This window comes from Neisseria sp. (assembly GCF_041804105.1).
Lineage (GTDB): Bacteria > Pseudomonadota > Gammaproteobacteria > Burkholderiales > Neisseriaceae > Neisseria.
This window is the reverse complement of record NZ_JBHCJY010000010.1, coordinates 1-11,743: the sequence shown is the minus strand read 5'-3', so window position 1 is coordinate 11,743 and position 11,743 is coordinate 1. Positions and strand designations below refer to the sequence as shown.

The 11,743-nt window shown below is 55.9% G+C and carries 10 protein-coding genes and 2 pseudogenes; 7 read left to right on the top strand and 5 right to left on the bottom strand.

What is annotated here, in order from left to right; genetic code table 11:
• The 5 genes and pseudogenes from ACEYDX_RS00935 to ACEYDX_RS00915 all read left to right on the top strand — a co-directional run.
• Window positions 1-252, top strand: a pseudogene (locus ACEYDX_RS00935) (hypothetical protein); the annotation flags it as partial.
• 32 nt (window positions 253-284) lie between these two features.
• The gene (locus ACEYDX_RS00930) at window positions 285-1,790 is read left to right on the top strand and encodes a type I secretion protein (protein ID WP_373740167.1); all 1,506 of its coding nucleotides are present in this window, start codon (window positions 285-287) and stop codon (window positions 1,788-1,790) included.
• 378 nt (window positions 1,791-2,168) lie between these two features.
• Window positions 2,169-3,074: a lysine exporter LysO family protein gene (locus ACEYDX_RS00925; protein ID WP_373740166.1), complete on the top strand. Its 906-nt coding sequence runs from the start codon at window positions 2,169-2,171 to the stop codon at window positions 3,072-3,074.
• Window positions 3,075-3,165: 91 nt separating this feature from the next.
• Window positions 3,166-3,936, top strand: a complete 771-nt coding sequence (locus ACEYDX_RS00920) for a DeoR/GlpR family DNA-binding transcription regulator (protein ID WP_373740165.1) — start codon at window positions 3,166-3,168, stop codon at window positions 3,934-3,936.
• A 60-nt stretch (window positions 3,937-3,996) separates the two neighbouring features.
• Complete coding sequence (locus ACEYDX_RS00915; RefSeq protein WP_373740164.1) at window positions 3,997-4,617, top strand: glutathione S-transferase; 621 nt, start codon at window positions 3,997-3,999, stop codon at window positions 4,615-4,617.
• A gap of 513 nt (window positions 4,618-5,130) precedes the next feature.
• On the opposite strand, the gene ACEYDX_RS00910 is transcribed toward ACEYDX_RS00915, so the two are convergent.
• The 4 genes from ACEYDX_RS00910 to ACEYDX_RS00895 are packed head-to-tail and all read right to left on the bottom strand — an operon-like array spanning window position 5,131 to window position 8,909.
• Window positions 5,131-6,105: a class 1 fructose-bisphosphatase gene (locus ACEYDX_RS00910; protein ID WP_373740163.1), complete on the bottom strand. Its 975-nt coding sequence runs from the start codon at window positions 6,103-6,105 to the stop codon at window positions 5,131-5,133.
• The gene (locus ACEYDX_RS00905; RefSeq protein WP_373740162.1) at window positions 6,102-6,644 is read right to left on the bottom strand and encodes a hypothetical protein; all 543 of its coding nucleotides are present in this window, start codon (window positions 6,642-6,644) and stop codon (window positions 6,102-6,104) included. The genes ACEYDX_RS00910 and ACEYDX_RS00905 overlap by 4 nt, the downstream gene beginning before the upstream one ends.
• Complete coding sequence (locus ACEYDX_RS00900) at window positions 6,635-6,829, bottom strand: YbdD/YjiX family protein (protein WP_373740161.1); 195 nt, start codon at window positions 6,827-6,829, stop codon at window positions 6,635-6,637. The genes ACEYDX_RS00905 and ACEYDX_RS00900 overlap by 10 nt, the downstream gene beginning before the upstream one ends.
• Window positions 6,819-8,909: a carbon starvation CstA family protein gene (locus tag ACEYDX_RS00895; protein WP_373740160.1), complete on the bottom strand. Its 2,091-nt coding sequence runs from the start codon at window positions 8,907-8,909 to the stop codon at window positions 6,819-6,821. The genes ACEYDX_RS00900 and ACEYDX_RS00895 overlap by 11 nt, the downstream gene beginning before the upstream one ends.
• A gap of 308 nt (window positions 8,910-9,217) precedes the next feature.
• On the opposite strand from ACEYDX_RS00895, the gene dusA reads away from it, so the two are divergent.
• Window positions 9,218-10,219, top strand: coding sequence for a tRNA dihydrouridine(20/20a) synthase DusA (gene dusA, locus ACEYDX_RS00890; RefSeq protein ID WP_373740159.1), 1,002 nt, complete (start codon window positions 9,218-9,220; stop codon window positions 10,217-10,219).
• Window positions 10,220-10,430: 211 nt separating this feature from the next.
• Complete coding sequence (locus ACEYDX_RS00885; protein WP_373740158.1) at window positions 10,431-10,997, top strand: DUF1287 domain-containing protein; 567 nt, start codon at window positions 10,431-10,433, stop codon at window positions 10,995-10,997.
• A gap of 279 nt (window positions 10,998-11,276) precedes the next feature.
• Here the strand turns inward: ACEYDX_RS00885 and ACEYDX_RS00880 are convergent.
• Window positions 11,277-11,743 (bottom strand): annotated as a pseudogene (locus tag ACEYDX_RS00880) (polyamine aminopropyltransferase); the annotation flags it as partial.

The window sequence follows — 11,743 nt, the reverse complement described above, 5'->3', positions numbered from 1 at the left end:
CTTTTTCCCGAAGGCAGGTTTCCGGCTTTTCTGCCCAAGCCGGAAGGGTTTGAGGATGAGCTGGGTTTGGCCAACAGGATGGCATGGATACCGTCCGGCAACCCCTATATTGGTCCGGAAGACGGCCCGATACGGTACAACTGGCAGTATTTCTGGCGGACGAACGGCAGGATTATGGAAGCTTGGCATTGGTTTTTGGGTGCAATCGGGCATATGGAATTTCATGAACACGCAAACGGCCGCTTTGACTAATTTTAAGGCTGGCAACAAGAAAGGAATATCAAATGGTTAATCAGGTATTGAATCCGCAATCCGAAAAAGAACTGGCCGCTGTGGGCTTTGCCAAAGCGGAACTGGACAGAATCAAGGCCAACGACCTGCTGGTGCAACAGGTAAACGAGTTTGCGGCCAGAGGCGGGAATTTTGGTAAAACCGATCAAGGCGCGTTTTATCATCCCGGGAAGGGAGACATCTTCTTTCAGCGCAACGCAGGATACACCACCTACCGAGTCCTCGCCCACGAACTCGGTCATGCCTTAGGCAGGGAGCAGGCCAAAGCCCCAAGTGCCTACCCGACGGCGAAAGAATACACCGAAGCACGCAGCAGGGGAGAAGCGGAAGCCATTTACAATGAATTCCGCATTATCGAACACGAGCGCAAGCAGCACGGCAAGGCCGTGGATACGGTGATAACGGGCAACCTGTATGCCCATATTGCGGGCAAAAGCGAAGCCGATGCCAAGAAGCTGTTGGGGCTGTATAACAAATATGCCATGCAGCCCAGTACGGGAAAAGGAGAGACCTATTACGAACAGGATATGATTGTTTACTTGGTGAGTAGAAGCAGCTTTAGCCGTGACTATCGGGAGGCCGGCCTGCCCGAAGCGGAGATGGATAAATTTCTGAAGCACATGATTAACTACGATACCTTGGGTAATAAACGCGGTAACAGCGTTAATGCCGAACATGCCGTCAGCAGGGACAGCCTGCTGCCCGGTCATAAGCAAACCCGTCTGAACAGCGGTGCGCATATGTACGGCGACGACGGCCACGACCTTCTGAAAGGGACGAAGCACAACGACAAAATTATCGGCGGCAGGGGCAACGACATCCTGCAAGGTAACGAAGGGCGGGATTTGCTCGCGGGCGGCCGGGGTTACGACACCTACCGCGCCGATAAGGGCGATACCATCCGCGATTTTGACGGCAAAGGAGAAGTGCATCTGAACGGTACGAAACTGACGGGCGGCATCCGCAGCGGCGGCAGCAACCCGCTCGAATTTACCGACGGTAAATGGCACAACTACCGTCTCGATCCGCGCACAAATACGCTTACCGTCAACGACGGTTTGCGGATTGAGAATTTTCAAAACGGCCACTTGGGCATTAACTTGAGAAACAGTACACAAACCGCTTCCCTTGAAAACCTGAATCCCAAAGCCCGCAAGCTCTACGACGAAATCGAGGCACATTTGGCCAAGCATCAGGACGGGGACAAAATCCGGTTTTCGGCGGGCAGCGACAACGTAGTGGCGGCACTTGCCGCAGCAGCGTATGAACGCAATATGCCCGAAGTGCAGCGTTTCGGCATCAAAGGCGATATGGTCGGCATCATGTACAAATCGGAGCGCACGGGTGCAATGCAGCTTTACGAAACCCGCATAGAGGAGCTTGCCGCTATTCCGCAACGCGAGAGTTTCGGAAAAATTCAGGATACGGAGCAGGCAAGGCAGATAGAGGAACAGCAACGGCTGATAGAGCAACAACAGTCGCGCGGTATAAGCCGTTAAACAGATACCGTCTGAAAAGCAGGAAACCGTTTCCGTAGTTTTGGGGCATGATTTTTTGATAGGTTATGTGTGAACGGGTGTCTGAATTTGCATGTGAATAATCCGTTGACGACACCCAATCTGCTCATTCCCATCTGAGCAGGAATGACAGTTGTTTACTATGGATGCTTCACTATAATCAATACAGCGTACAAGCAGACTGTGAATATGGAAGTCCCTTCTCAGGGTACAGTAAGTCATTACGTAATCGTCAAAAGGCCGTTTGAAAATATATTTCAGACGGCCTGTTCCGCCGCTGCCCGTTCTGCCCCGCAAACGCGGGCGGTGCCGCTGTTTTCGGTATAGAATCATGCTTTCACAATTCCTGCTTTTTACCTTATGGACAGCCTGATAACGATTTTGTCGATACTTGCGCCGCTTTTTGTCGGTTTCTACATCCGTTTGCCTAGGCATCGGATGCCGCTTTTGGAGCAGTCGCTCAATATTTTGGTGTATGCGATTCTGCTGCTAATCGGCGTGTCGCTGTCGCGGGTGGACAATCTCGGTTCGCAGCTTGATACGATTGTGCTGACGGGGCTGCTGCTGTTTGCCTGTGTGATCGGTATGAATCTGGCGGTGCTGATGTGGTTCGACCGCCGTCATCCTTGGCAGACGAGCGGTTCGGGTAAAAAGGTGCAGGTGTCGTTGGCGGGCAGTGCAAAGCAGATAGGCTGCGTATTGGCGGGGTTTGCGGCGGGGAAACTGCTGGCGGATGTGTGGCTGCCGTCTGAAAATCTCGGCACGTATTGCCTGATGTTGCTAGTATTGCTGGTGGGCATGCAGCTCGGCAGCGGCGGCGTAACGGTCAGACAGGTGCTGCTTAACCGGCGCGGGGTGGAAACATTTGTTTTAATTACGCTTTCATCGATGGCGGGCGGACTGTTGTTTGCGGCCTTGATGCCGGACGTGTCATGGAGCAAAGGTTTGGCGCTTGCATCGGGTTTCGGTTGGTATTCGCTTTCGGGCATCGTGATGACCGAAGCCTACGGCGCGGTATGGGGCAGCATCATGCTGCTGAACGATTTGGGACGTGAGTTTTTCGCGCTGGTGTTCATTCCGATGCTGATGCGCCGCCATCCGAGCGCGGCTGTGGGGGCGGGCGGGGCGACGAGTTTGGACTTTACCCTGCCTGTGATTCAGAGTGCGGGCGGTTTGCAGGTGGTGCCGATGGCCGTGAGTTTTGGTTTTCTGATTAATTTGGCGGCGCCGTTTCTGATGGTTTTGTTTTCTTCGCTGGATTTTTAAAAGCATTTTCGGCAGAATAGGGCAGACTTTCAAGGCCGTCTGAAAACGGTTTTTCAGACGGCCTTCCTATACCAACCGGAATACAGCCACCATGCAGCTCCAACGACACCAAACCATTACCGAACTGGTTCGCGAACACGGCTTTATGGGCGTGGACGCCTTGGCGGAAGCACTCGGCGTTACCCCGCAAACCGTGCGCCGCGACATCAACCGCCTGTGCGCCGACGGCGTTTTGCGCCGCTACCACGGCGGTGCCGCCCTGAACGACGGCAGTATGCGCGAGAGCAACGCTGCGCGCCGCTGCCGCGAAGGCGAAAAAAAACGCATCGCCGAGCTGCTCGCCGCCCACATTCCCGACAACGCCTCGCTGTTTATCGGCATCGGCACCACCATGGAAACCGTTGCCGCCGCGCTGGCGCAGCAGCGCAAAAACCTCAACGTAATTACCAACAACATCCATGTTGCCGCCATGCTTTCCGCCCGCAACGATTACACCGTGATCATCACGTCAGGCGTTGTCCGTCCCGTGGACGGCGGCGTTACCGGCGTGGCCACGGTCGATTTCATCAACCAGTTCAAAGCCGATTACGCCGTTTTGAGCACTTCGGGCATCGAAGCCGACGGCTCGCTGCTCGATTACGACTACAAAGAAGTCAGCGTGATGCAGGCCATGATGGCCAATGCCCGTTGCCGCTACCTTGCCGCCGACCACAGCAAATTCACCTGCCGTGCCCTCGTCAAAGTCGGCCACATCACCGATTTCCACAAAGTATTCACCGACCAGCCGCCCGAGGAAAGCCTGCGTACCATTCTCGAAGAAGCGGAAATCCCGCTGCTGCTGGCGCAAAAGCAATCGAAATAAGGCCGTCTGAAACCGTTTCAGACGGCCTGTCCGACACCGTAATCCAAAGGAGAGCAACCCGTGAAACTCTGGTCTTCCACCACCAGCCCCTATGTACGCAAAGTCCGCGCCGCCGCCGCCCATCACGGCTTGGACGGACAAATCGAACTGATGAAAGTCGGCATCTCGTTTCTGCCCGACGCACCGCAAAACCGCGACAACCCGCTCGGCCGCGTTCCCGCCCTGCAACTGGACAACGGGCAATGGCTCTACAACAGCAACGTGATTGCCGAATATCTGGATTCCATCGGAAAAAACAGCAGGCTCTACCCGCAGGACGACAGCCGCTGGGCGGCATTAAACCTGCACGCGCTTGCCGAAGGGATGCTGGAAAACACCGTTGCCGTGATTGGCGAAAAAATGCTCCGTCCTGAAAACGAATGGTGGACGGCACGCCACGACCAAATGCACGACCGCAACTGCCGCACCGCCGCCGTGCTTGCCGAACACCTGCAACCTTTCGGTACCGCGCTCAACATCGGCACGCTTTACGCCGTCTGCGCCGTCGATTTCCTGTTGTTCCGCGACAAGCTGACCCGCGCATCGGACATTCCCGGCATTCAGGCTTTGAAAGCATGGGCGGAAGAAATGAATGCGCTGCATTCGTGTCTGGCCGCGACCAAACCGTATGTTTCGCAGTAAAACCGCGGTAGGCGGAATGTGATCGGCAAGCTGCCGGTGCATGATTGATTAGGCGGATGCTGCAAAGAACCGGCTGGGTTGGGCGGTTGCCGCTTCGTCTGCCTGTTTGTGCAGGCCGTCTGAATTTGGGTAGAAAATGTACCAGGCCGTCTGAAAAAGTTTTCAGACGGCCTCGGTTTCGGCTGCCGTGCTGACACCGTCCTTCCCGCGCAGGCGGGAATCCAGACTTTTGGGTTCGGATGCCGTTGAACTGCATCGGTGTTCTATGGCTTAACGTCTGGATTTCCGCCTGTGCGGGAATGACGGCCGACAGATGGCGTTTTCAAAACCCATGCAGATGCAGGTTAGCCTGCATAGGTACGGTTAGCCGCCGTAAGCGGCGTAACCGTACAAACTGCGATAGGTAAGATATAAGGAAAAACAAAGGCCGTCTGAACACAGTTTCAGACGGCCTTTGTTTGGCCGGCGTATATCCGGCTGCATTTTGCGGGCAGGATTTGAACCGGCCGCGTTTCAAATTTTATGCAGGTCGTTGACGTATTCCACTTCTTCGCGGCTGCCCATGAATACGGCGACGCGCTGGTGCAGGCCTTCGGGTCGGATGTCGAGCATGTTTTCCGATGCGTTGCTGCTGACGCCGCCGGCCTGTTCCATAATCAGGCTCAGGGGATTGGCTTCGTACATCAGGCGCAGTTTGCCGGGTTTGGCGGGATCGCGTTTGTCCTGAGGGTACATGAATATGCCGCCGCGCATCAGGATGCGGTGGATTTCCGCTACCATTGAGGCGACCCAGCGCATGTTGTAGTTTTTGCCGCGGCTGCCGGTATCGCCTGCCAGCAGGCCGTCGATATATTGCTGTACGGGCGGAAACCAGTGGCGGCGGTTGGACATGTTGACGGCGAATTCTTTGGTGGTTTCGGGGACGCTCAAACCGGTTTGGGTAAGCTTGAACAGGCCGTCTGCATCGAGCGTAAATACGAAGATGCCGTGTTTGAGGGTGAACACGAGCTGGGTTTGCGGGCCGTAGAGTACATAGCCGCTGCCTGCTTGTGCGTGGCCGGGCTGCAGGAAGGATTGGGTGTTCAGACGGCCTTCGGGTTTTTCGAGAATCGAGAATATCGTGCCGACGGAAATGTTGACGTCGATGTTGGACGAGCCGTCGAGCGGGTCGAACAGGATGAGGTAGCGGCCGTTTTCGTTACAGGCGACGAAATCGTCTTCTTCTTCGCTAGCCAAACCTGCGACACCGGCATTGGTTTTCAGCGCGCGAATGAGGATGTCGTTGGCGATGACGTCGAGTTTTTTCTGTTCTTCGCCCTGAACATTGCCTGTGCCGGCTTCGCCGAGAATGCCGCCGAGCGCACCCAAACGGACGCGGCTGTTGATTTCGGTGCAGGCGGCTGCGAGTGTGGACAGTACGCTGCCGAGTGCTTCGGGAAGGCTGTGTTCGCGGATGTGGCTTTCAATAAAGCGGGACAGTTCGGTCATTTTTCGGCTTCCTTGTCGTTGCCGGATTCAGACGGCGCAGATGTGCCGACGCTTGAAGCGGCTTCGGGGTTGAGCAGTTTTGCGGTACAGGTTTGGGCGGCGGAGGCAACGTATTGCTGGAGTTTTTCAACCGCATTGCCGCCGACCAGTTCGCCCAAATCTTCGGCTTTCACGGATTTCATCGTTTCTTCCGCACCGCAGGTGCACACTTTTTGGCGCAGTTCGTCGGAGATGGCGGCGTTTTGCGGGATTCTTGCCAGACATTGTTCGGTCAGCTGTTGTGCAATCTGGCTGCGGACGGTGTTGTCCAGTTCGTTTTGCAGTTGCGACTGTTGGTCGCCGCAGGCGGCAAGGAGTAGGGCGGTGAGGCCGATAAGGGTTTTTTTCATTGGAAAATCCGTGTAGTTGGGTGTTGCGGGATTGTAATGTAAAAAGGGGGCATGCTTCAATCCGGAACGTTTGCGGCGGTGCTGCGGTAAAACAGGCCGTCTGAAAAAATGTTCAGACGGCCTGTCGGATGAGGCGGCGGTCAGCAGCATTTGCCGCCGTTTGATCCGCATCTGCGCTTGCTGCAGTAATCCAAAAACTGTTGCTCGGTCATGACGGGCGCGTCGGGATTGTGCCTGCGCTGCCGTGCAACGTAGTTTTGGTAGTCGGGCACACCCGCCATCAGGCTGGCCGTCAGGCGGGCGGTTTTCCACCAGCGGGCGAGCTTATCCTTCACTCGACGCCCCTTGGGTTTCCGGCTGCGTACCGTCACGGTAAACGGCGGGGATTTCTTTGGAAGTCGGCCAACCGACTTTGCGGGCTTTGAGAGCGACGCGGATGCCGTAGGCGGCCACAATCACCACCACGCTCAGGAACAGCACGGTAAGGGTGGAGTTGACGTAGTCGTTGAAGATGATGCGCGACATTTCTTCTACGGTTTTGGCCGGTTTCAGCACTTCGCCTTTAGCCAGCGCGTCGCTGTATTTCGAGGCGTGCGCCATGAAGCTGATGCGCGCATCGGGGTGCATCACTTTCTGCAGGCCGGCATAGCAGGTTACGAACAGGATGCCGAGCGCGGGCACGAGCGTTACCCAAACATAGCGGTCGCGTTTCATCTTCACGAGCACCACGGTACACATAATCAGCGCCACGCCCGCGAGCATTTGGTTGGCGATGCCGAACAGCGGCCAGAGCGAGTTGATGCCGCCCAGCGGGTCGGTTACGCCGGTGTAGAGGAAGTAGCCCCACAAAGCCACAGCCATGAATGTGGCGACCAGGTTGGCGGGCAGGCTGTCGGTGTTGCCGAAGGGTTTGTAGAACACGCTGCCTAAGTCCTGAATCATGAAACGGGCGACGCGCGTACCCGCATCCACGGCGGTCAGGATAAACAGGGCTTCAAACAGCAGGGCGAAGTGGTACCAGAAGGCCATCATGCCGGGGCCGGAAATCAGCTGGCTCATGATGTTCGCCATACCGACGGCCAGAGTGGGTGCGCCGCCTGCGCGGGAAAGAATGGTGTTTTCGCCCACGTCTTTCGCGGTTTGCAGCAGGGTGGACGCTTCCACGGGGAAGCCCAGTTGGTTGGTAATGACCTGTGCCGCATTGGCTGCATCGGTACCGATGAGCGCGGCGGGGCTGTTCATGGCGAAGTACACACCCGGATCAAGCGAAGCGGCGGCGGCCAGAGCCATAATCGCCACAAAGCTTTCCATCAGCATGCCGCCGTAGCCGATCATGCGCACATGGGTTTCGTTTTCCACCATTTTCGGCGTTGTGCCCGAAGAAATCAGGGCATGGAAACCGGAAACTGCACCGCAGGCGATGGTGATGAACAGGAAGGGGAACAGGCTGCCGGAGAACACGGGGCCGGTGCCGTCGATAAACTTGGTTACGGCAGGCATTTGCAGCGTCGGGCCGACAATCAGGATGCCGAACGCCAGCGCAATAATCGTGCCGATTTTCAGGAAGGTGGAGAGATAATCGCGCGGGGTCAGCAGCAACCAAACGGGCAGAACGGCGGCCACGAAGCCGTAAATCATAATTGCCCAAGTCAGTTGGATGCCGTCGAGGTCGAACCATTGGCCGAACGGGCTGTGCGCCACGTCTTCGCCGAACACAATCGCACACATCAGCAGGATAAAGCCGACAACCGAAATCTCGCCGATTTTGCCCGGACGGATGTAGCGGGTGTAGATGCCCATAAACAGTGCAATCGGCATGGTGGCGGCGATGGTAAACGTACCCCACGGGCTGTGCACCAGTGCTTTCACGACAATCAGCGCCAGCACGGCCATGATGATGACCATAATCATCAGAATGCCGATGGAGGCAATCACGCCGGGTACCGTACCCAGCTCCTGTTTCACGATGTCGCCGAGCGATTTGCCGTCGCGGCGCATCGAAACGAACAGCACCATCATGTCCTGAACCGCACCGGCGAACACCACGCCGAAGATAATCCACAGCGTGCCGGGCAGATAACCCATCTGCGCCGCCAACACGGGGCCGACCAAAGGCCCCGCTCCCGCAATCGCGGCAAAGTGGTGGCCGAACAGCACGCCTCTGTGCGTCGGCACATAATCCAAGCCGTCGTTATGGCGTTCCGCAGGCGTGAGCCGGTTCGGATCGAGCTGCATCACGCTTTTCGCAATATAAAGACTGTAAAAACGGTAAGCGATGGCATATACGGAGATGGCGGCCGTAACCATCCATACCGCATTGACCTGCTCACCCCTGTGGATGGCAAGTGTGGTAAAGGAGGCCAGGCCCACCAATACCACAATGCCCCAGATGATGAAGTTTTTAAGCTGTTTCATAGCGATACCTTAATCTTCGGGTTTGAATAAATGAATAACAACTGCACCGTGAGGCCGTCTGAAAAAACATCCGGCCCGCCGTGCGGATATTCCGGTACAACTCATTAAACACTGAACAGTCTGCAACCAATCATAAATAATCAGATTGCGTTGTTGCAGATGTTAGCACACCGAACGGCGGAAGATATACACAAACCGTGCAAACATTAACATTCCGCACCGTTGTCCGGAATATTTTTCAGACGGCATAAGTACTTACCCCTTCTGTTATAATGCACAAATCTTGACCTAAATCATTCATCACTGAAATGACCAAAAAACCGCCCCGCCGTCTGTCCGTCGCCCCCATGCTCGACTGGACCGACAAACACTACCGCTACCTCGCCCGCCAAATCAGCAAAAACACCTGGCTGTACACCGAAATGATTAACGCCGGCGCCATCATTCACGGCGACCCGCATCGTTTTCTCGCCTACAACGACTGCGAACACCCCGTCGCCCTGCAACTCGGCGGCAGCGAACCCGCCGAGTTGGCCAAAGCCGCCGCCAAAGCCGCCGCCTACGGCTACGACGAAATCAACCTCAACTGCGGCTGCCCCAGCCCGCGCGTACAGAAAGGCGCATTCGGTGCCTGCCTGATGAACGAAGTTGCCCTCGTCGCCGACTGTCTCAACGCCATGAAAGACGCCGCGCCTGCCTGCGACATCACCGTCAAACACCGCATCGGTGTGGACAGGCAGACCGAATACCAAACCGTTGCCGATTTCGTCGGGTATCTTTCCGAAAAAACAAGCTGCGCCACCTACATCGTCCACGCCCGCAACGCATGGCTCGACGGTCTGTCGCCCAAAGAAAACCGCGACGTCCCGCCGTTGAAATACGACTACGTTTACCGCCTGAAACAGGAATTCCCCAAACTCGAAATCATCATCAACGGCGGCATCAAAACCAACGCGGAAATCGCGGAACACCTCAACCACATCGACGGCGTGATGATCGGCCGCGAGTGCTACCACAACCCCATGGTCATGCGGGATTGGGACCAACTGTTTTACGGCGACACATCCGCATCTCCCGCCGAATACGCCGAGCTTGCAGGCCGTCTGAAAACCTATGCCGCAGAACAGATGGCCGCAGGGCGCGGCACCATCCTGCGCCACATCGCCCGCCACACTCTCGGTCTGATGCACGGCCTGAAAGGTGCGCGAACCTGGCGGCGGATGCTGTCCGACGCGGCATTGCTGAAAGACAACAACCCCGATTTGTTTTTACAGGCTTGGGAAGAAGTGGAACGGGCAAACCGTTTTTGACCGCTTCTGAAACACAAGGCCGTCTGAAAAATACTTTTCAGACGGCCTTTTATTGGGCCGGCATGTTTTCCGTTGCGGACAGCTTTCCCGTAAACGGACAACGGCAACGGCGCATTTCCGGATGCCGCCTCCCCAAAATCCTGTATGCAATAGGTCATGATTTTGCTATAAAGGCCGTCTGAAAACCATCCGTCAAGAACAGGATAAAACCATGAAAAAACAACTATTGTGGCTGCTTTTGTTTGCCGCACTGCCCGCATGGGCGGCACATGACGCAGGAAAACTGGTGCGCGATGCGCGCAGCCAAATCGGCGTAACCGTATCCTACGACCCCGCCTACCGGAAAATCGCCTTTCCGATGGGTGACGTGCCGAAGCATACCGGCGTGTGCACCGATGTCGTTATCCGTGCCTACCGTAGCCAGAAAGCCGATTTGCAGCTTTTGGTTAACCGTGACATGAAAAAAGCATGGCGCGAATACCCGAAACTGTGGGGGCTGAAAGCCGCAGATTCCAACATCGACCACCGCCGCGTGCCCAATCTGGAAACCTTTTTCAGACGGCACGGCAAAACGCTTTCCATTGCCGACAAAACGTCGTTCCGCGCAGGCGACATCGTTACCTGGCGGCTGAAAAACAACAACCTGCCGCACATCGGCATCGTTTCCGACCGCCGCGCGGCCGACGGCACGCCGCTGATTATCCACAACATCGGGCGCGGCACGCGCGAAGAAAACATCCTGTTCGCCCATCCGATAAAAGGGCATTTCCGTTATTGACGGATTTTCCGTTTGCGGTTCGGTGCCGAATGCAAGGCCGTCTGAAAAATACTTTTCAGACGGCCTGTTTACTGTTTGAACGGCATGTCGTTATCTTTGGATAAGTGCCTGTAATATAAATCGATATGCAAACCACCCGGTTCCGTCATTCCCGCGAAGGCAGGAATCCATGGTAAATGTTCGCAACTGCATGAATAAGCAAGAAGCCGGATTGCGGCCTACGCACACGGGAGCGAATCCGAAAAATTAAACGGCGAAACCTGCCAAACAGGGGGAGGCTTACAGGTAAAACTGTTTGCCGTTGTTCGGATTGGCGGCTTTCAAATCCGACAGCATCCGCGTGAAATTCAAGCCGTAACGCTCGTTCAGTTTGGCCGCGCGTTTTTTCAGGTTGTCGAAATTCTGCTCTTTCGGACCGGTGTTGAACGCCATTACCGCCATGTTGCCGTGGCTTTCCGCAGGCAGTTCCAGCACGCGGCCTTCGAATACATCCAGCAGCCGTTCCACAAACATACGGTAGCGTTTGTCGCCGCTCCACCAGTTGGTAACGAAGATGCCGTCTGAAGACAGCGCGCGGCGGCAGTCGCGGAAAAACTCTTCTCCCACCAGCTCGTCGACAATCTGTTCGCCGTCAAAACCGTCCACCAGCACCACATCGGTGCTGCCGCGCATGATTTTGATGTATTGCGCGCCGTCGGCTTCCACGATTTCGAAACGGCCGTCTTCAAACGGCAGCTCGAACAGTG

Excerpts from the sequence above, each read along its gene's own strand:
- ACEYDX_RS00930 (WP_373740167.1), top strand. The coding sequence starts at position 285 with ATGGTTAATCAGGTATTGAATCCGCAATCCGAAAAAGAACTGGCCGCT.
- ACEYDX_RS00925 (WP_373740166.1), top strand. The coding sequence starts at position 2,169 with ATGGACAGCCTGATAACGATTTTGTCGATACTTGCGCCGCTTTTTGTC.
- ACEYDX_RS00920 (WP_373740165.1), top strand. The coding sequence starts at position 3,166 with ATGCAGCTCCAACGACACCAAACCATTACCGAACTGGTTCGCGAACAC.
- ACEYDX_RS00910 (WP_373740163.1), bottom strand. The coding sequence starts at position 6,105 with ATGACCGAACTGTCCCGCTTTATTGAAAGCCACATCCGCGAACACAGC.
- ACEYDX_RS00905 (WP_373740162.1), bottom strand. The coding sequence starts at position 6,644 with ATGCTGCTGACCGCCGCCTCATCCGACAGGCCGTCTGAACATTTTTTC.
- ACEYDX_RS00895 (WP_373740160.1), bottom strand. The coding sequence starts at position 8,909 with ATGAAACAGCTTAAAAACTTCATCATCTGGGGCATTGTGGTATTGGTG.
- dusA (WP_373740159.1), top strand. The coding sequence starts at position 9,218 with ATGACCAAAAAACCGCCCCGCCGTCTGTCCGTCGCCCCCATGCTCGAC.
- ACEYDX_RS00885 (WP_373740158.1), top strand. The coding sequence starts at position 10,431 with ATGAAAAAACAACTATTGTGGCTGCTTTTGTTTGCCGCACTGCCCGCA.